This is a genomic window from Gammaproteobacteria bacterium (genome assembly GCA_016199745.1).
Classification (GTDB): Bacteria; Pseudomonadota; Gammaproteobacteria; order Acidiferrobacterales; family Sulfurifustaceae; genus JACQFZ01.
The window spans coordinates 24,131-42,858 of sequence record JACQFZ010000071.1; the positions used below are offsets into that span (position 1 = coordinate 24,131).

18 protein-coding genes and 1 pseudogene are annotated in these 18,728 nt (G+C 59.0%); 5 read left to right on the forward strand and 14 right to left on the reverse strand.

What is annotated here, in order from left to right; all coding sequences use genetic code 11:
- Positions 1-89: 89 nt before the first annotated feature.
- Entirely contained in the window at positions 90-791 is a 702-nt protein-coding gene (gene rpe, locus HY308_18990) for a ribulose-phosphate 3-epimerase (protein MBI3900348.1), read from the reverse strand.
- 155 nt (positions 792-946) lie between these two features.
- On the opposite strand from rpe, the gene HY308_18995 reads away from it, so the two are divergent.
- Positions 947-1,546 carry an isoprenylcysteine carboxylmethyltransferase family protein gene (locus HY308_18995; protein MBI3900349.1) on the forward strand — a complete coding sequence of 200 codons (600 nt, stop codon included), beginning with the start codon at positions 947-949 and terminating at the stop codon, positions 1,544-1,546.
- Between the two features lie 10 nt (positions 1,547-1,556).
- Complete coding sequence (locus HY308_19000) at positions 1,557-2,231, forward strand: hypothetical protein (GenBank protein ID MBI3900350.1); 675 nt, start codon at positions 1,557-1,559, stop codon at positions 2,229-2,231.
- Here HY308_19000 and HY308_19005 read toward each other — a convergent pair whose 3' ends face one another.
- From HY308_19005 to HY308_19030, 6 genes and pseudogenes are all read right to left on the reverse strand, one after another.
- Complete coding sequence (locus HY308_19005; protein ID MBI3900351.1) at positions 2,232-2,444, reverse strand: nuclear receptor NHR-99; 213 nt, start codon at positions 2,442-2,444, stop codon at positions 2,232-2,234.
- Positions 2,445-2,463: 19 nt separating this feature from the next.
- Positions 2,464-3,249, reverse strand: coding sequence for a hypothetical protein (locus HY308_19010; protein ID MBI3900352.1), 786 nt, complete (start codon positions 3,247-3,249; stop codon positions 2,464-2,466).
- Between the two features lie 65 nt (positions 3,250-3,314).
- Positions 3,315-4,812: pseudogene (locus HY308_19015) on the reverse strand (phosphoketolase family protein).
- 257 nt (positions 4,813-5,069) lie between these two features.
- On the reverse strand, positions 5,070-5,519 hold the full coding sequence (locus HY308_19020; protein MBI3900353.1) for a cytochrome c: 450 nt from the start codon (positions 5,517-5,519) through the stop codon (positions 5,070-5,072).
- 70 nt (positions 5,520-5,589) lie between these two features.
- Entirely contained in the window at positions 5,590-6,474 is an 885-nt protein-coding gene (locus tag HY308_19025) for a phosphoribosylaminoimidazolesuccinocarboxamide synthase (GenBank protein ID MBI3900354.1), read from the reverse strand.
- A 92-nt stretch (positions 6,475-6,566) separates the two neighbouring features.
- Positions 6,567-7,511, reverse strand: coding sequence for an NADP-dependent oxidoreductase (locus tag HY308_19030; GenBank protein MBI3900355.1), 945 nt, complete (start codon positions 7,509-7,511; stop codon positions 6,567-6,569).
- Positions 7,512-7,673: 162 nt separating this feature from the next.
- On the opposite strand from HY308_19030, the gene cysC reads away from it, so the two are divergent.
- Positions 7,674-8,213 carry an adenylyl-sulfate kinase gene (gene cysC / locus HY308_19035; protein MBI3900356.1) on the forward strand — a complete coding sequence of 180 codons (540 nt, stop codon included), beginning with the start codon at positions 7,674-7,676 and terminating at the stop codon, positions 8,211-8,213.
- An 8-nt stretch (positions 8,214-8,221) separates the two neighbouring features.
- Positions 8,222-8,935, forward strand: a complete 714-nt coding sequence (locus HY308_19040; GenBank protein ID MBI3900357.1) for a phosphoadenylyl-sulfate reductase — start codon at positions 8,222-8,224, stop codon at positions 8,933-8,935.
- A gap of 11 nt (positions 8,936-8,946) precedes the next feature.
- Here the strand turns inward: HY308_19040 and HY308_19045 are convergent, their stop codons facing one another.
- Together HY308_19045 and HY308_19050 are read right to left on the reverse strand one after the other, a co-directional pair.
- On the reverse strand, positions 8,947-9,516 hold the full coding sequence (locus HY308_19045; protein ID MBI3900358.1) for a hypothetical protein: 570 nt from the start codon (positions 9,514-9,516) through the stop codon (positions 8,947-8,949).
- A 198-nt stretch (positions 9,517-9,714) separates the two neighbouring features.
- Positions 9,715-10,782 carry a fructose-bisphosphate aldolase class II gene (locus HY308_19050; protein ID MBI3900359.1) on the reverse strand — a complete coding sequence of 356 codons (1,068 nt, stop codon included), beginning with the start codon at positions 10,780-10,782 and terminating at the stop codon, positions 9,715-9,717.
- 234 nt (positions 10,783-11,016) lie between these two features.
- Between HY308_19050 and HY308_19055 the strand changes: the two genes are divergently transcribed.
- Entirely contained in the window at positions 11,017-12,042 is a 1,026-nt protein-coding gene (locus tag HY308_19055; protein MBI3900360.1) for a fructose-bisphosphate aldolase class I, read from the forward strand.
- A 19-nt stretch (positions 12,043-12,061) separates the two neighbouring features.
- Here the strand turns inward: HY308_19055 and HY308_19060 are convergent, their stop codons facing one another.
- The 5 genes from HY308_19060 to tkt form a co-directional block, all read right to left on the reverse strand.
- Positions 12,062-12,595 carry a hypothetical protein gene (locus tag HY308_19060; protein MBI3900361.1) on the reverse strand — a complete coding sequence of 178 codons (534 nt, stop codon included), beginning with the start codon at positions 12,593-12,595 and terminating at the stop codon, positions 12,062-12,064.
- Positions 12,570-14,009, reverse strand: coding sequence for a pyruvate kinase (gene pyk / locus HY308_19065; GenBank protein ID MBI3900362.1), 1,440 nt, complete (start codon positions 14,007-14,009; stop codon positions 12,570-12,572). The genes HY308_19060 and pyk overlap by 26 nt, the downstream gene beginning before the upstream one ends.
- 63 nt (positions 14,010-14,072) lie before the next feature.
- Positions 14,073-15,254, reverse strand: coding sequence for a phosphoglycerate kinase (locus tag HY308_19070; GenBank protein MBI3900363.1), 1,182 nt, complete (start codon positions 15,252-15,254; stop codon positions 14,073-14,075).
- A gap of 212 nt (positions 15,255-15,466) precedes the next feature.
- Positions 15,467-16,465 carry a type I glyceraldehyde-3-phosphate dehydrogenase gene (gene gap / locus HY308_19075; protein MBI3900364.1) on the reverse strand — a complete coding sequence of 333 codons (999 nt, stop codon included), beginning with the start codon at positions 16,463-16,465 and terminating at the stop codon, positions 15,467-15,469.
- A 32-nt stretch (positions 16,466-16,497) separates the two neighbouring features.
- Positions 16,498-18,534, reverse strand: coding sequence for a transketolase (tkt, locus tag HY308_19080; protein MBI3900365.1), 2,037 nt, complete (start codon positions 18,532-18,534; stop codon positions 16,498-16,500).
- Between the last annotated feature and the right edge of the window lie 194 nt (positions 18,535-18,728).

Below are 18,728 nucleotides of genomic sequence, written 5' to 3' on the forward strand. Positions count from 1 at the left end.
AAATAATCTCAGAAGAAAATTAAGTAGGGTCGGCTGATCACCCCCACCCTAGCCCTCCCCCGCTTCGCGGAGGAGGGAACCGGCGGGCGTTACGTCACGATGCCGTTGGCCTTAGCGAGTTCGGCGCGTAACGCGGCGATGACGGAATCGTAACGATGGGGGTCGCCGCTTTTCTTCGCGCCGAAGACTGCGGAACCGGCGACGAATGCATCGGCGCCGGCCTCAGCGATCTTACGGATGTTATCGACCTTCACGCCACCGTCGACTTCGAGGCGAATGTCGCGGCCGCTGGCATCGATCAAACGGCGCGCCTCGCGCAACTTGGTGAGGGTCGATGGGATGAAGCTCTGGCCGGCGAAGCCGGGGTTGACCGACATGATGAGGATCATATCGATCTTGTCCATGACGTAATTCAAGTAATCGAGCGGCGTTGCCGGATTGAATACGAGCCCAGCCTTGCAACCGTGTTCACGAATCAACGACAACGAACGGTCGACATGCTCGCTGGCCTCGGGATGAAACGTGATGTAACTCGCGCCGGCGGCGGCGAAATCGGGAATAAGGCGATCGACCGGCTTTACCATCAGGTGCACGTCGATGGGGGCGGTTACGCCATGCTTACGTAACGCTTCGCATACCAGCGGGCCGATCGTGAGATTCGGCACGTAGTGATTATCCATGACATCGAAGTGGACCCAGTCGGCGCCGGCGGCCAGCACTTGCGTGACTTCCTCGCCGAGCCGGGCGAAGTCGGCCGAAAGAATCGAAGGGGCAAGCTTGTAGTCGCGCATAGGGTCGGCTCGGGACAACGTCGGCATTGCACTTTAACCGATCGGTCTCGGGTTTTCAGCCGGGCGCCGGCCGCCGCCTCTCCCGCCAGATGCCCCTATGTTAAGATTCCGCGCCCTAAACGCCCAAGCCACGATCAGCAGAGCAACCATCACCGATGCAAGCAGAATCGAAAAGCGTTACCAAACGGACCGGTCTGAAGAAATTCCTGCACGATATCGTCCACCGGCGCCATCGCTTCCGTCAGTTCCTCGGCATCGCCATTCTCATCCTGCTGACCATCGTCGGTGCGCCGACTCATCGGCCGATGTTTATCGTCGGCGCGATCCTCGCCGTGCTCGGTGTGATCGTTCGGCTGTGGGCCTCGGGCCACGTGAAGAAAGACAAGGTGCTGGCGACTACCGGACCGTACGCTTATGTGCGCCATCCGCTGTATGTCGGCAATCATTTGCTGATGTTCGGCTTCTGTCTGGCCTCCGGCTGGTGGTGGAGCTTCATCCTCTTTGTCGCGTTCAATCTGTATTTCTACCCGCAAACCATCCGCCACGAAGATCAATTGCTGGCGCGTCTATTTCCCGGTCAGTGGGAAGCCTGGAACAAACAGACGCGGGCGCTGATCCCGCGACTGACGCCGTACCAATCCGGCCAGACGTCCGAGTGGTCGTTCACCCAGAGTCTGCGTAAAAACGGTGAGCCGATCATCGCCGCGCTGTTGGTGTGGTGCTTGTATCTGCTTTATATGCGTCTGCCTGCCTAACGCTTCGACCATGACTTCCCGCCTCGATGCGGCGACAGCGCAGGCGTTGGTCGAGTGGATCGAGCGGTACACGCGCACCGGCGGCACCGCCCATGCCCGCGGTTATCAAGGCCAGACTTATTTATATGAAGCAAACGGCCAGCGACTGATCGTTAAAGTCGCGTTGGGCACCGGTGTGCGTGGTTGGTTTTCGCGCTGGACGTTGCGGCGCGAGCACAATGCGTACCAACGGCTCGACGGCTTCGCCGGCAGCCCGCCGTGTCATGGATTGCTAGGCGGGCGCTACCTCGTGCTTGACTACATCGACGGCGTGCCGCTACGCGACGCGCCGATTGCGGATCGGCAGCTCTTCTTCGACACGCTGTTGGAATACATCAAGGAACTGCACCAACGCGGTGTGGCGCACGCCGATCTCAAGCGCAAAGACAACTTATTGGTCATCGACGGTCGTCGGCCGTGCCTGATCGACTACGGCGCCGCCATCGTCCAGAAACGCGGGTTCACGCCGTTCAATCGTTTTTTCTACGACCTGGCGCGGCAATTCGATTTCAACGCGTGGGTCAAACTAAAGCATCGTTACATCGAGCAGGCGCCCGCCGCCGACCTCGCCTATTACAAGCTGACGCGCATCGAGTGGCTGGCGCGGCGGATCAAGCGGGCGTATCTCGCGATCAAGCCGCGGTAGTCATGACTTGTCGGGATCGAGATCGGGATACTGCCGAATGATCGGCGTCATGAGCTCGGTGTAAATCCGCCCCATGACTTTCCCGATCTCGCGTCGAACGGCCGATTGTTCGTCCTTGTCGGCAATGTTGTTCGCCAGTGAGGTGGCAGCGTTCAACGGACCGGTCAGCGCAACGAAATTTTTCATCAGTTGCTCTGCCGTCTTCCGGTCCATTGCAGTTACCTCGTAAGGCTCAGCGGAAGTAGATCGTCGCGAACGCGCCGATGACATCCTGACGACTTTCCGGCTGCCAGACAATCACGGAATCATCGCGCTCTTGGTCGGAGGCATCGAAGCGATAGCTATCGTAGTAGAGACCGAAACCCCAACGCGGCCGGCCGCCGGCCAAAAAGTCCATGGAGGCACGGGCAAACAGCGAGAGCCGGCCTTTGGGTTCGAGCGTCACGTCATACGAGTCGGGCAGCTCTTCGGTATAAAGCGGATACTTGAGGCCGGTACGAACGCTGAAACGTGCGGTCGGCGCGGTCCAGTAACCGCCGGCGCCGCCAACCGCATAAAACACGGTCCAGTCCTCGGTCGCCCCAGAGACGGTATCGCTGCCGTCGATCTTGCGTTTCCAGGTATCGATGCCGCCACCGGCGAACAACTCGAAACCTGAGGTGCGACCGAACCGGCGCGCCATGGTGGCGCCAAGCTGGAGACCGCTGTATTTCGTTTCCGTCTGGTAAGGCGTGCAACTACCGCTGAGGGTACACGCCTGGCCGTCGTAATCGACCGTTCCAAAATAAAGCGTGCCTTGCGCTTCCAATAGCCAACGTTGTTCCGCGAACGGCGTCCGCCAGATCGCACCGAGGTGGTATCTCGGTCCGTCCTCCTTGAGCAGACGATCGCCGTCGGCGTCGTATTCTTTCCAGGTGAAGTCCTCACGGCGCAATTGCAGCGCCACTTCGGCGGATGCTTCACCGGCGATGCCAAACACGAGCAGCACCACGCTCGCCAACGGTTTCCAATTCAACATGCAACCTCCCAATTTTTGTTCATTACGGTAGACGGCTACCGCGTAATCCTAGCACTCACCGGCGGTTATTTGGTGGGCCACTTCCAGTCCCGTACCGCCGGCATATCTTCGCCGTGACGGGTGATGTAATCGTGGTGTTCGATCAAGCGATCGCGCAGGAATTGCTTGAAGTAGGCGGCGGTCGGACTCAGGCCGGGGACGCGGTCGACGACGTCGCCGGCCAGGTGATAACGGTCGAGCTCGTTGCGCACGGCCATGTCGAACGGCGTGGTCGTGCTGCCCTCTTCCTTGTAGCCGCGTACGTGCAAATTGTCGTGATTGGTGCGGCGGTAGGTCAACCGGTGAATCAGCCAGGGGTACCCGTGGTAGGCAAAAATGATCGGCCGGTTAGCGGTGAACAACAGGTCGAAATCGCGATTCGACAAACCGTGCGGATGCTCCTCGCGCGGTTGCAGCGTCATGAGGTCGACGACGTTGATCACGCGCACGCGCAATTCCGGCAAGTGCTGACGCAATAGATCGACCGCGGCCAGCGTCTCGATCGGACGACGTGATCGATGAAACCGGGATCTTGATGCGAGAAGCCGTTGTGATCCTGGCGCCAGACATGCGACGTCAGCAAATAATTGAACGACGCAATCGCCCGCCGCCACGGCACCGTCTTGCTCACTTTCAGCCACTTCGCATGCTGGTTGAACATCGAGTCGACGATGTGCACAAACGCCTCGTAACAAGTGAACAAACCGTGGCGGCCGGTCAAGAGATAACCCTCGAGCCAACCCTGGCACATGTGCTCGGACAAAATTTCCATGTGCGACCGTTGGCGCTGAGATGATCGTCATGTGGCGCAAGCTCCGCCTGCCAAACCCGATCGGTCACCTCATACATCGCGCTCAACCGATTGGATCCGGCCTCGTCAGGAGCAACGACGCGAAAATTGACACCGTCCAGATTGCGCGCCATCACGTCGCGCAGAAATTTACCTAACTCACGCGTCGCCTCGGCGTCGCTCGCGCCCGGCTGCTCGACCGCAACCGCATAGTCGCGAACATCCGGCAATTTCAGCTCGCGCAGCAATAAACCGCCGTTAGCATGCGGATTGGTGCCGAGCCGGCGCGCACCCTTCGGCACCAATGCCATAAGCTCGGGCCGCGGCCGGCCGGCGTCGGTGAACAATTGTTCCGGCCGATAACTCTTCAACCAATTTTCCAGCAGCGCCCGATGCGCCGGATTGGTTCGCACCTCACCGAATGGAACTTGATGCGAATGCCAATGCCCTTCGACCGGCCGGCCGTCGACCTCCTTCGGCCCAGTCCAACCCTTGGGGGTACGCAGCACGATCATCGGCCACAGCGGCCGCGCCGGCTTGCCGGTACGACGCGCGGCTTGCTGAAACGCTTGGATCTCGTCGACGATCGCATCGAGCGTCGCCGCCATCTGCTCGTGTACCGCTTCCGGCTGCGAGCCTTCGACGAAGTGCGGTCGATAGCCGCAACCGAGAAAATAATCTTCAAGCTCGGTGCGGCGGACACGTGGTTCCCGTATGACTTCGCTCATCGGCATTCCCTCCTTGGGTTTTGCACATACATTCCAGGGTTAAGGGAGCGCGGTCGCCCAGGCGTGTGCTCACGGTTCGACGGCGAGCGAGCGGTTGCGTTCCCTTATCAACTGACGTCAATGTGGGAACAGCAAGGAAGCTACGACCGACGTTACTTGCGGCGATCGCTCAGCAGGTATTTCACAAGTGCGGCAATGACCAGAATGATGATTACCCAGATAAAAATAGCGCGCATACCGTCCCCAACCGTCGTTAGAAGAAATTATCCGCCGCCAGCCGCCGTCTTTTGCCACTGGGCGTATACCTCGGGCGGCCAAAGCGTTTGACACCAGGCGATCACATCGGCGATCTGCGCGTCGGTTAGGCGACCGTTCCAGACGGGCATTACCAGCTCGCCATCGCGCTTCATGCCGTCCCTAACACTGGCCATGAGCTGCGCGCGCGAGCGCTTCCAGTCGTTGCCAGTCCCGTTTAGCGGCGGCGCCGCCACCACGCCCGGTGTTTGCCAATCGGGATGCCCTTCGGCCTCGGGTCCGTGGCACTGGGCGCAATGCTCTAGGTATAGCTGTGCACCGCCGTCGAGCGACGCTAGTGATTTCATATCGCCGACGGTTAGCACGGTCGACGACTCGGAGGATGTCGGCGTCGGGTCGCGGCTGCAGGCGCAAACCCACAACCCCAACCCCACCACCACCCATACCGTTTGCTTCATCGCCTGACCCCCGCTGTTCCGTTAATCATAGTGCGGGGATTAGGGGAATTAGAAGCGCTACTGCCGACCTTTACGTGGTCAATCGGCGCAGGGCCTCGCGGTATTTTTCCGCGGTCTTGGTCAGTACGTCGGCCGGCAACTTCGGCGCCGGCGGCTTCTTGCCCCAACCCAGGCTCTCCAAATAATCACGGACATATTGCTTGTCGAAGCTCGGTGGGTTCGCGCCCGGGCGGTACTGATCGACCGGCCAGAAACGTGACGAGTCGGGCGTCAGCACTTCGTCGATCAGCGTAATGTTGCCTGGCGCATCGAGGCCGAATTCGAATTTGGTATCGGCGATGATGATGCCGCGTGTCAGTGCAAACGAAGCCGCCTCTTTATAGAGGGCGATGCTGAGCGCACGCACGCGCTCGGCGATGTCGTTACCGATAATTTGCGCGGCTTTAGCGAAGTCGATGTTTTCGTCGTGGGCGCCGACGGCCGCCTTGGTCGACGGGGTAAAAATCGGCTCGGGCAAACGATCGGCCTCGCGCAATCCCGGCGGCAGAGCGATGCCGCAGACGGTGCCGGACTTCTGATATTCCTTCCAACCGGAGCCCACCAAATAACCGCGCACGATCGCTTCGATCGGCAACGCTTTCAGCTTGCGCACGACAACGGCGCGACCTTCGACTTGCTGGCGCTCGGCGGCGTCTTGCAGCACCTGCGCCAGTGACACATCGGTCAATTGATTCGGAATGAGATGGCGCGTCCGCTCAAACCAGAAGTTCGACATCGCCGTCAACACGGTGCCTTTGCCGGGAATCGGATCCGGCAATACGACGTCGAACGCCGATAACCTGTCGGTGGTAACGATCAACATGTGCTGGTCGTCGATGTCGTAAATATCGCGCACCTTGCCGCGATGCCGCAGCGGCAAACTTTTCAGGCTCGATTCGAACAGCGCGTCGGACATGGTATCTCCTCGTTAAATTTTTGGTCGCGGTGCTGGCGCACCCGCATGGCGATTGGCGCGCATTTTAACCGACGCTTCGAGCACGACCATACTTACTTAATCCGCAATACGATCTTGCCGGCAATGTGCCGGCCACGGCTGCGCTCCTGGGCAACCGCCGCCTCTTCCAGACGCATCTCTTCCAGCCGCGGCGGTTTGATAACGCCGCGTGCCAGCAGATCGGCAATCTGGCTAAGGCGCGTGCCGTCGGGCTGGGCCGACACATAGCCGGTGCGCATTTTTCCCGCTTCGACAATATCCGGTCGATCCACGACCGACACCAACGTACCGCCGCGCTTCAATGCCCGATAGCTCTCGCGTAACACCGGCCCACCGACCGTATCCAGCACGACATCGACGCCGCCGGGTTCGCTTTTGTGCAACGCCTGCAGGAAGTTCGTGGCGGAATAATCGATCGCCTGATAAGCACCGAGCCGGCACACATAGTCGTGATTGCGCTTGCACGCGGTGGTATAGACCTTAGCGCCGATCGACCGCGCCAGCTGAATCGCCATGCCACCGACACCGCCGGCACCGCCATGGATCAACACCGTTTGCCCCGCCTGGATCTCGGCAAAATCGATCAACGCCTGCCATGCCGTCAGACCGGTCAGCGGAATCGTCGCGGCTTGCGCCAGATTGATAGTTGCCGGTACGCGCGCGACTGCCGTCACCGGCACACTTACGTACTCGGCATAGGTGCCCCATTGCACCGTCGGCTTGCGCGCGTAGGCAAAGACCCGTTCGCCAACCTTGTAACCGGTCACACCGGCGCCGAGCTGGCGCACGATCCCAGCCGCATCCCAACCCGGGATCAGCGGGAACATATGCGGCGACGATTCTCGCAGATAACCTTCGCGGACTTTCCAGTCGCTCGGATTGATGCTGGTATAGGGGAGCTCGATCAGAATCTCGTCGGCGGTAGGCGGCGGCACCGGCCGGTTCACCAGGTGGAGTTGGCCCGGTCCGCCGAACGCGTCGATCACTATCGCCTTCATGGCAGACACCTCCTCGACAGCAACTGACTTTACTGCGATGTCTTTCACAGGTCGAGATTGGGGAGACAAAACGCCCACGGAAAAACTGACGGCGAGCTCGTCTTATAAGCTTATGCTCACGAAGCGATTGACAGCAGCGCCGCCGACCGCAATGATTGCGCCATGCGTAAGGGCTTAACTCTCTGGTTCACCGGCCTATCCGGTGCAGGCAAATCCACTCTCTCCGTACCGGTGGCGGCGTTGCTTGCCGAGCACGGTCATCAAGTCGAAGTACTCGACGGCGATGAAGTGCGCACCCATCTGTCGAAAGGCCTCAGCTTTTCGAAAGAAGACCGGGACACCAATATTCGCCGCATCGGCTGGGTCGCTAAGACACTGTCGAAACACGGTATCGTCGCTATCACTGCCGCTATTTCGCCTTACCGCGAAATTCGCGACGAGGTACGCACGTCGATCGAAAAAGCCGGTGCCGGCTTTGTCGAAGTGTTCGTGACCTGCCCGATCGACGTGCTGGCCGAACGCGACGTGAAAGGCCTCTACAAAAAAGCCATTGCCGGCGAAATCAAACACTTCACCGGCGTGTCGGATCCGTACGAGCCGCCAACAAATCCCGACGTCGTCGTCGACTCTTCCAAAGAGAGCATCGACCAGAGCATCCGCAAGATCGCCGATAAGCTCAAAACGCTCGGTTACCTCGGCTGAGCTAAGCAATGCTGTTCGACCCCGACACGCTCAAGCGCAAGAGCGGGGAGCTGGAGTCCGCTTCCCCGCAGGAAATCTTGCGCTTTGCATTCGACACCTACCCGAAGATTGCGATCTCCACCGCTTTCGGCCTCGATGGTTGCGCGCTGATCGATATCGCCACCAAGATCAAGCCGGACGTGCAGGTGTTTACGATCGACACCGATTATCTGTTCGCCGAATCGCTGGCGCTACGCGATCGACTGATCGAGAAGTACCAGCTGAACTTGACGGTGCTCAAGCCGTTGTTAACGATCGAACAGCAGGCGCAGCAACACGGCGCCGATCTGTATAAATCCGATCCCGACAAGTGCTGCTCGATCCGCAAGATCGAACCCAATATACGAGCCATCGCCGGACTCGACGCCTGGATCGCTGGCCTAAGACGCGATCAGGCGAGAACGCGCGTCGACATCGACATTCTTGAACGCTACGATCATGACGACGGCACGCCGTATGTGAAGATACATCCGTTCGCCAACTGGGATCGCAAAACCATGTGGGCATATGTCATCGTCAACGAGGTTCCTTACAACCCGTTGCTCGATCAAGGCTACAAGAGTATCGGTTGCTGGCCATGCACAAAGCCGGTAGCCGAGGATGGCAACGAACGTGACGGCCGCTGGGCTGGTCAGGATAAGCTCGAGTGCGGCATACACACCTTCGCTAAACGAAAAGCATAACGTCGGGTTTACTAACCCGACGTCTCTTCTTCTGCTTTTGGCTCACCCTGCTCCTCGGTGGGCGCTGTCGGTGAATTATTTTCAGACGGCGACGTCGATGGCGACTTTGCCGATTTGACCAGCCAACCGGTAATGTCCTTGCCCAATGCTTTCGCACAACGCTCAAAAATTGAGCAAGTGCCGAACTGCATCGGATGACCTTTAGACTGGCGATTTTTGACGACCGAGCTCAGGACTTTTCCGTCGCGCTTCAATTCAGCGCGCACCGTGATCGATTTCGCGCCGGTCCACGGACCACCGCCGATACCGCCGACGTTGAGAATCGTTATAGAAAGGACCTGCCCGCTGGGAACCGGCGCGGCGCTGTCCAACCGCTCGCTCGCGGGAAACCGTTGCTTCACCTGCTCGAGGACGTGCGTATCCAATAATCCTTCGATACCACATTCCGTCCGCACTCGACCCATAACATGGGCGGTGGCGTCATATTCAGCCGCTTGGAGGTAGTACTTATCATCGGCATGGGCCAACGCAATCGACCCAAACGCCAACATCAACACTACTAAAAGCCGAAAGATCTTCAATTTCCCAACCCCTACTTAACCACCATTAGTGATGAAGCGCGTCGCCGCTGCGCGCACTATTTCAGCGCTATGTCGCCTACAAGATTTTCGACAGCGCACCACTCGTTAATTTTCAATTAATAATTGATTTGGTCAAAAAACAAGGAGCGTTGCGCGCTCCTTGTCCTTGCTGACGAACAAAAACATCGCCGACTAATTCTAATTAGTGACACGCGGATCGAGCTCGCCTTTGTCGTAGCGCTTGGTCATCGATTCCAAACCGATCGGCTTAACCTTCGGTGCCTGCCCGGCGCAACCGAACGCTTCATAACGGGCCTTGCAAATTTCCTTCATGCCCTTGGTAGCGACAGCAAGCCACTTGCGCGGATCGAACTCTTTTTTGTTCTCGTGGAAAAATTTACGCACCGCACCCGTCGATGCCATGCGTAGATCGGTGTCGATGTTGATCTTGCGCACGCCATGCTTGATGCCTTCGACGATCTCTTCCACCGGCACGCCATAGGTCTGGCCCATGTCGCCGCCGTAGGTGTTAATGATTTTGAGCCATTCCTGCGGCACCGAGCTCGAGCCATGCATCACCAGATGCGTGCTCGGAATGCGCTTATGAATTTCTTTGACGCGCTCGATCGCCAGAATGTCACCCGTCGGCGGGCGCGTGAATTTGTAAGCGCCGTGCGAGGTACCGATGGCGATGGCAAGCGCGTCGACGCGAGTCTTGCGCACGAAATCGGCAGCTTCTTGCGGATCGGTCAGCAACTGCGAGTGATCGAGCTTACCTTCGGCGCCGACACCGTCTTCTTCGCCGGCCATGCCGCTTTCGAGCGAGCCGAGACAACCGAGCTCACCTTCGACCGACACACCGCAGGCGTGCGCCATGTCGACCACGCGCCGCGTCACTTCGACGTTGTAGTCGTACACCGACGGCGTCTTGCCATCTTCTTTCAGCGAACCGTCCATCATCACCGACGAGAAACCGAGCTGAATCGAACGCTGGCATACCGCCGGCGAGGTGCCGTGGTCTTGGTGCATAACGACGGGGATCTCGGGCCACTCTTCGATCGCGGCGAGAATAAGATGGCGCAGAAACGGCGCACCGGCGTATTTGCGCGCACCGGCCGAAGCCTGCACGATCACTGGGCTTTGCGTTTCGGCGGCGGCCTCCATGATCGCGCGCATCTGCTCGAGGTTATTTACGTTAAACGCCGGCACACCGTAACCATGCTCAGCGGCATGGTCTAACAGTTGGCGCATCGATACTAAGGCCATAATTTCTCCTTCACTTAATCGACAATAGGTTTTCGAATTCGGCCCCGGGGACAAATGAACGCGCCGATAACGAGATTTTGGGCTTTCCGGGAGGGGCGACGGCGCGTAGCCTACCAACCCATATTTGCTTCTTCAAGAAATCCGCTTGCCTGGACGGCGGCGGACCGCTCTGGCTAAATCAGATTGCTCCGTAACCGACCTATTTCCCGCGTAAACCGACATGGAGGGTAGCGTATGAACATTTCCGAACTGCAGGCGACCGCTAAGGCGCTGGTTGCCAAAGGCAAGGGTCTGATCGCGATGGACGAGAGTGCGCCCACTATCGCCAAGCGCTTCCAAAAAGTCGGCATCGACGACAACGTCAACAACCGCCGGGCGTATCGCGAATTGCTGCTCAGCACGCCCGACTTAAATAAATATATCAGCGGTGCGATCCTGTTCGATGAGACTATCCGTCAATCCATGAGCGACGGTGTGCCGTTCGCTAAATATATGGAACGCCTCGGCATAATTCCCGGCATCAAGGTCGATAAAGGCACGAAGGACCTCGCTAACTTTCCCGGCGAGAAGGTGACCGAAGGCCTCGATGGGCTACGCGAGCGATTGAAGGAGTACCGTGAGATGGGTGCGCGCTTTGCCAAGTGGCGCGCCGTGATCGACATCGGTCCGGGATTGCCGACCCATTTTTGTTTGGAAGCGAACGCACATGCATTGGCGCGCTACTCGGCACTGTGCCAGGAAGCGAACATTGTGCCGATCGTCGAGCCGGAAGTGTTAATCGACGGCAATCACACCCTCGAACAATGCTACGACGCGACCTTGCATATGCTGCGTTTGACGTTCCAACAACTCGCCGAACACCACGTCGCTTTTGAAGGCGTCATTCTGAAAGCGAGCATGGTGATCTCCGGCTTAGAAGCGCCGAAGCGCGCAAGCGTCGATGAAGTCGCCGATGCAACCGTGCGCTGTCTACTCAACTCGGTACCGGCATCGCTACCCGGAATCGTGTTTCTCTCCGGTGGTCAAGGCACGGAGGAAGCAACCGCGCACTTGAACGCCATGAACGCGCGCCATCCCAATCTTCCGTGGCCGTTGACGTTCTCGTATTCGCGCGCGCTGCAACAACCGGTGATGGAAACCTGGCGCGGCAATACGGCGAACGCGGCGGCGGCACAGAAGCAGTTGCAGCGACGAACGAAATTCAATTCGTTGGCGGCTACCGGGAAGTATCAATCGCAGATGGAACGAGAAGCGGCGTAAGCGAAACAGCGGGATGAAATTATATTTTTGCTTTTAGATGCTTGCCTTTACTCGGACTGCCCACCGGGCCACGCACAAAGCGTGCGTGGCCCGGCAAAAAAGACTCTAGTCGTTTTAGCAAGTAATTAATAGCCGGACCGACCGACACAACCGGCGCTGGATCGTTGACGATGCTCCGATACCGATACGGATAGTAAACACCCGGATTCGCCGACCCGTAAGGATACTTGACGACGTGATAAGCGGTGTTGTTGCCGCTGGCGAGCTCATAGGCGTAGTAGTTGTTGTGTCCCGCGTCCGCCCACTGGTCGAAGATAAGAACATGACCGTTGTCGCCGCCGGTGCCTGGGCCGATCACGCCGAGAATATCGCCCGCCTGTAGATCTTCTTTGTTAATCCGACTGACGACGTTCGCCAAATCGATGGTGTTCATACTGCTGGCCAAATGCCACGCCATCGGTACGTAGCCGGAACAATCCGCGCAGTAATTTCTTCCCTGCGAATGCGGCAGGAATTTTTCGAAGCGATTACTCGTCGTGCAAATCGGCAACACGAATAATCTTCATCGTATTTGTACCGCCCGATTTCGACATCGGCTCGCCGATGGTGAGGATCACGAGATCGTTGTCATCGACCGCGTGACGCCGGCGCAGTTTACTGATGGCCGCCTTCATCACCGCCGCCGGATCGTCGCTACGCTCGTTGAACGACACCGGATAGACGCCGCGATACAGCGTGACCTTGCCTAGCGTATGCGGCTGCGGCGTCATCGCGTAGATAGGCACAGCCGAGCTGATGCGCGACATCCACAAAGCGGTGTTACCTGACTCCGTCAGCGCCGCGATTGCTTTTACCGGCAAATGGTTAGCAACGTACATCACCGCCATAGCAATGCCCTCATCGACCCGCTTGAACGGAACATCGCGCCGCTGGCGCAATAAATGCGCTTCTTCTTCGTGTTCGGCAACGCGGCACACACGATCCATCGCCGCTACCGCCGCCACCGGGTGCTTGCCGCTGGCCGTTTCGGCCGACAACATCACCGCGTCAGTGCCATCGAGCACGGCGTTGGCAACGTCGGAGACCTCGGCACGCGTCGGGATCGCGTTTTCGATCATCGACTCCATCATCTGCGTAGCCGTGATGGCGATCTTGTTCATGCGACGAGCCATGCGAATGATGCGCTTTTGAATCGGCGGCACAGCAGCGTCGCCAACTTCAACGGCGAGATCGCCGCGCGCGATCATGACGGCGTCGGCCGCATTGACGATTTCGGCGAGCGCGGTAACGGCCTCGGCGCGCTCGATCTTGGCGATGATGCCGCCGTGACCGCCGGCGGCGCGCAGCAACTCGCGTGCCTCGTGCACATCGGCGGCGCTACGTGGAAACGAGATCGCCAAGTAATCGGCGCCGAGAGCGGCGGCCGACTTGATGTCTTCACGATCTTTCTCGGTTAGCGCCTTCGCCGATAAGCCGCCGCCTTTGCGATTGATGCCTTTGTTGTTGCTCAGCGGGCCGCCGACGACGACATGACAGATCACGCGGTTACCGTCGACTTGATCGACCTTGAGCTCAATGCGGCCATCGTCGAGCAGCAGTGTTGCGTCCTGCTCGACGTCTTGCGGTAATGTCTTGTACGTCACACCGACGCACTCGGACGTGCCGGCATCGAGCGACATATCGGCGTCGAGCACGAACCGGCTACCTTCGACGAGTTCGATCGGGCTCTGCTGGAATTTACCGATGCGAATCTTTGGCCCCTGCAGATCGACGACGACACCGATGTAACGACCGTGCGCGTGCGCACGTTCGCGCGCGAGCTGGGCGCGGAAGGCGTGGACCGTCGGCGTGCCGTGCGAGAAATTAAGGCGGACGACGTCAACACCGGCCTCGACCAGCTTTTCCATCACCTTCGGATCGTCGGTCGCGGGACCAAGTGTGGCAACGATTTTTGTGCGTCGAAACATGGGTGCACCTTCGGGTCTTTTTCTTATATGCGGATACGCCAGCGATGCCGGCGCGTGAACGTGCTACTTCTGCGCGCGCGTCTCGAGCATCGCTACCGCCGGCAACTTCTTGCCTTCGAGAAATTCGAGAAACGCGCCGCCGCCGGTGGAGATGTACGACACTTTGTCGGCAATCTGGTATTTATCGACCGCCGCCAGCGTATCGCCGCCGCCGGCGATCGAGAACGCCGGGCTCTCGGCAATGGCGTGCGCCAATACTTTCGTACCTTCGCCAAACTGATCGAACTCGAACACGCCGACCGGACCGTTCCAGACGATGGTACCGGCGCGCTTCAACATATCGGCCAAGCGTTTCGCCGTCTCCGGGCCGATGTCGAGAATGAGCTCGTCGTCGGCCACGTCGTTCACTTTCTTAACGATAGCTCTCGCCGTCTCGCTAAACTCCTTGGCGACCACCACATCGGTCGGCACCGGAATATCGGCACCGCGCGCCTTCGCCTGGCGCATCAACTTCTTGGCGGTGTCGACCAAATCAGCTTCGCACAGCGACTTGCCGACGTTGTAACCAGCGGCGGCGATAAATGTATTGGCGATACCGCCGCCCACAATCAGTTGATCGACGACGTTCGCCAGATTTTCGAGCACAGTGAGCTTAGTCGACACCTTCGAGCCGGCGACGATCGCCACCAACGGCCGCTTCGGATTCGCCAGCGCTTTGCCGAGCGCTTCGAGCTCGTTGGCTAACAGAATGCCGGCGCTCGCCACCGGCGCATACATGCCGACGCCGTGGGTCGAGCCTTCGGCGCGATGCGCGGTGCCGAACGCGTCCATCACATACACATCGGCCAGTGCGGCGTATTTCTTCGCCAACGCTTCGTTGTTCTTCTTCTCGCCTTTGTTAAAGCGCACGTTCTCGAATAACACGACGTCGCCATTGTTGATTGCCGGTGCCTTGTCGAGATAATCCTTCACCAGCGGCACCTTCTTGCCGAGCAACTCCGACAACACATCGGCCACCGGCTGCAACGAGTTCTCCTCGCTGTATACACCCTCTTCCGGTCGCCCGAGGTGCGACATGAGCATAACCTTGGCGCCCTGCTTCATCGCGAACTCGACCGACGGCAACGACGCACGAATGCGTTGAGCGCTCGTCACTTTACCGTCTTTGACCGGCACGTTGAGGTCGGCGCGGATTAACACGCGTTTACCGGCGAGATTTAAATCAACTAATTTGATTACCGACATAAACGACCCTTTGCGAAAAGAATTACTGACACAGTTGCGCCTTACACTCTTTTTCCATGTCGGCGATAGTCTGTTTCATCTGCGCGCACTCGCCTTGTTGCGATTGCGGCGTCGGAACTGACCACAATCAAGCCCGACACTCCGACAGCCCACCAGCCAATGCGTATCCCTCCCTTCTTTGTTATTAAGCTCATCGCTGGTGGGTCCCTTTATTACTTGGCGATAACGCGCGCCATTTCCAACACTTTGCAGGAGTAGGCCCACTCGTTGTCGTACCACGACACGACTTTGACGAAGGTGCCGTCAAGCGCAATGCCGGCCTCGGCGTCGAAGATCGACGTCCGTGAATCGTCGCGGAAATCGGTCGACACGACTTTGTCTTCGGTGTAACCAAGCACGCCCTTCATCGGGCCCTCGGACGCCGCCTTCATCGCCGCACAAATCTCGGCGTAGGTCGCGTCTTTCTTCAGCTCGACGGTCAGGTCGACCACCGACACGTCTGAGGTCGGTACGCGGAACGCCATGCCGGTGAGCTTCTTGTTCAGTTCCGGAATAACGACGCCAACGGCCTTAGCGGCGCCGGTCGATGACGGGATGATGTTCTCGAGAATACCGCGGCCGCCGCGCCAATCTTTATTGGACGGACCATCGACGGTTTTCTGGGTGGCAGTCGCCGCGTGCACGGTGGTCATTAAGCCGCGCTTGATGCCGAAGTTATCGTTCAATACCTTGGCAATCGGCGCCAGGCAGTTGGTGGTGCAGGACGCATTGGAGATGATCTTCTGGCCGGCGTAGGTCTTGTCGTTCACGCCGTAGACGAACATTGCGGTGTCGTCCTTCGACGGCGCCGACATGATGACTTTCTTGGCACCGGCGGCAAGATGCGGTTCGCAGGTTTCTTTGGTCAGGAACAGGCCGGTCGATTCGACGACAACATCGGCGCCGACCTCGCCCCACTTGAGCTCGGCCGGATTTTTCACGGCGGTCAGGCGGATCTTCTTGCCGTTGACCACCAGCGTGTTGCCGTCGACCGAGACATTACCCTTGAAGCGGCCGTGTACCGAGTCGTGCGACAGCATGTAGGCCAGGTAATCCGGTTCCAGCAAGTCGTTGATGCCGACGATCTCGACATCGGGGAAATTCTGCACCGCCGCGCGGAACACCATACGGCCGATGCGGCCGAAACCATTAATGCCGACCTTGATGGTCATCTTCGTTCTCCGGAAAGTTAAGCTGTTAAACGTTACAAAATTTGTTCGACGATCTTGGCGACATGCTCGCCAGTGAAACCGAATTCCTTCATGACCGCGCCGCCCGGCGCCGATTCGCCGAAACGATCGACACCAACGACCCGGCCGGCCAAACCGACGTATTTCCACCAGAAATCGCTGATGCCGGCTTCGACCGCAACGCGCTGGGTCAGTGCCGCCGGCAATACCGATTCGCGATAGGCCGCGTCTTGCGCGTCGAACAGCGAGGTACACGGCATGGAAACCAGGCGCACTTGTCGACCTTTCGCCGTTAGCAACTTGTGCGCTTCCATCGCCACGCCGACTTCCGAGCCGGTGGCGATGATGACGACTTCCGGTTTGCCGTTCGCGGCATCGGTCAATACATAACCGCCGCGGGCGACGTTGGCGAGCGCCGCTTCGCTGCGCGCTTGGTGCGGCGTGTTCTGCCGCGTCAGGGCCAGCGCCGTCGGGCCTTTATGCTCGATCGCCGCCTGCCAAGCAGCGGCGGTCTCGACCGTATCGCACGGACGCCAAACCGTTAGGTTCGGGATGTAACGCAAGCTGGCGAGGTGCTCGACCGGCTGATGCGTCGGACCGTCTTCGCCGAGGCCGATGGAATCGTGGGTGTAAACGAAAATGCTGTGCGCCTTCATGATCGCGGCGACGCGCACTGCATTGCGTGCATAGTCGGAGAACACCAAGAACGTACCGCCAAACGGGATGAAGCCGCCGTGCAACGCCAAGCCGTTCATAATGGCCGACATGCCGAATTCGCGCACACCGTAGTAGAGATAATTACCGTCGGCGTTTTCCGAGGTGATGCCCTTAGCGCCCTTCCAGATTGTCAAATTCGATTCGGCCAAGTCGGCAGAGCCGCCGATCAGCTCGGGCAGCGCCGGTGCGTACGCATTGAGCGACTGCAGCGATGCCTTACGCGTGGCGATGGTCTCGCCCTTGCTGACGGTCGCTGTCAGATATTCCTGTGCGCGCTTGGTCCAATCGGCCGGCAACGTACCCTGCATGCGCCGTTCGAACTCGGCGGCCAATTCCGGATGGGTCTTTTTATAAGCGGCAAATTTCTCGTTCCAGGCGCGCTCAGCGGCAGCGCCGTCGGCACGCGCGTCCCACGCGCGATAAATTTCCGGCGGCACGGCGAATGGCTCGTGCGACCAGCCGAGTTGCTTGCGCGCTAAGGCGATTTCGTCCGGACCGAGCGGCGCACCGTGCGCCGACTCTTTGCCCTGCTTATTCGGCGAACCGAAACCGATGACGGTCTTGCAGCAGATCAATGTTGGCCGGCTGGTCTCGGCACGGGCATCGACGACTGCCTTCTTCACCGCATCGGCGTTATGACCATCGACATTCGGAATGACATGCCAACCGTAGGCCTCGAACCGCTTCGGTGTGTTATCGGTGAACCAGCCGACGACATGGCCGTCGATGGAAATACCGTTGTCGTCGTAGAAAGCGATGAGCTTACCGAGCTTCAAGTGTCCGGCGAGCGAACCGGCTTCGTGCGAGATGCCTTCCATCAAGCAGCCGTCACCCAAGAAAACATACGTATGATGATCGACGACGGTATGACCGTCGCGATTGAAATGCGCTGCCAGCGTCTTCTCGGCGATCGCCATACCGACCGCGTTAGCGAGACCTTGGCCGAGCGGGCCGGTGGTGGTCTCGACGCCGGGCGCAAAACCGTATTCCGGATGACCCGGGGTCCGCGAATGCAGCTGGCGGAAATTCTTGAGATCGTCGATCGACAGATCGTAACCGGTGAGGTGCAACAGACTATATAGGAGCATCGACCCATGACCGTTCGACAACACGAAGCGGTCGCGATCGGCCCACTGCGGATTCGCCGGGTTGTGCTTCAGGAATTCGTTCCACAACACTTCGGCGATGTCGGCCATGCCCATCGGCGCTCCCGGATGACCCGAGTTGGCCTTTTGCACGGCATCCATCGAGAGCGCACGAACAGCGTTGGCGATGGTACGGCGACTGATCGGGGCTTGCGCCTCGCCGGTCACGGCTTCAGATTTCACGGTCATGAGGTGTGAGTTGCCAGGTATGCCAAGGATTATTGACGGACCGACGTCGCCGCAGGCGCCGTCGAACCCAGGCCGCGAATTCTCGCTCACGGGGCTTTAGGGGGCAAGGTTCGCCACAGGCAAATGACAGTCGGACGACAGGTCGACCGACGCTCACGACTAAAGATGCGCTCGAGGGCGCGAAGCCACTAGAA

Bases quoted from the DNA above. Each gene is read 5' to 3' on its own strand.
- rpe (MBI3900348.1), bottom strand. From the start codon at position 791: ATGCGCGACTACAAGCTTGCCCCTTCGATTCTTTCGGCCGACTTCGCC.
- HY308_18995 (MBI3900349.1), top strand. From the start codon at position 947: ATGCAAGCAGAATCGAAAAGCGTTACCAAACGGACCGGTCTGAAGAAA.
- HY308_19000 (MBI3900350.1), top strand. From the start codon at position 1,557: ATGACTTCCCGCCTCGATGCGGCGACAGCGCAGGCGTTGGTCGAGTGG.
- HY308_19005 (MBI3900351.1), bottom strand. From the start codon at position 2,444: ATGGACCGGAAGACGGCAGAGCAACTGATGAAAAATTTCGTTGCGCTG.
- HY308_19010 (MBI3900352.1), bottom strand. From the start codon at position 3,249: ATGTTGAATTGGAAACCGTTGGCGAGCGTGGTGCTGCTCGTGTTTGGC.
- HY308_19020 (MBI3900353.1), bottom strand. From the start codon at position 5,519: ATGAAGCAAACGGTATGGGTGGTGGTGGGGTTGGGGTTGTGGGTTTGC.
- HY308_19025 (MBI3900354.1), bottom strand. From the start codon at position 6,474: ATGTCCGACGCGCTGTTCGAATCGAGCCTGAAAAGTTTGCCGCTGCGG.
- HY308_19030 (MBI3900355.1), bottom strand. From the start codon at position 7,511: ATGAAGGCGATAGTGATCGACGCGTTCGGCGGACCGGGCCAACTCCAC.
- cysC (MBI3900356.1), top strand. From the start codon at position 7,674: ATGCGTAAGGGCTTAACTCTCTGGTTCACCGGCCTATCCGGTGCAGGC.
- HY308_19040 (MBI3900357.1), top strand. From the start codon at position 8,222: ATGCTGTTCGACCCCGACACGCTCAAGCGCAAGAGCGGGGAGCTGGAG.
- HY308_19050 (MBI3900359.1), bottom strand. From the start codon at position 10,782: ATGGCCTTAGTATCGATGCGCCAACTGTTAGACCATGCCGCTGAGCAT.
- HY308_19055 (MBI3900360.1), top strand. From the start codon at position 11,017: ATGAACATTTCCGAACTGCAGGCGACCGCTAAGGCGCTGGTTGCCAAA.
- pyk (MBI3900362.1), bottom strand. From the start codon at position 14,009: ATGTTTCGACGCACAAAAATCGTTGCCACACTTGGTCCCGCGACCGAC.
- HY308_19070 (MBI3900363.1), bottom strand. From the start codon at position 15,254: ATGTCGGTAATCAAATTAGTTGATTTAAATCTCGCCGGTAAACGCGTG.
- gap (MBI3900364.1), bottom strand. From the start codon at position 16,465: ATGACCATCAAGGTCGGCATTAATGGTTTCGGCCGCATCGGCCGTATG.
- tkt (MBI3900365.1), bottom strand. From the start codon at position 18,534: ATGACCGTGAAATCTGAAGCCGTGACCGGCGAGGCGCAAGCCCCGATC.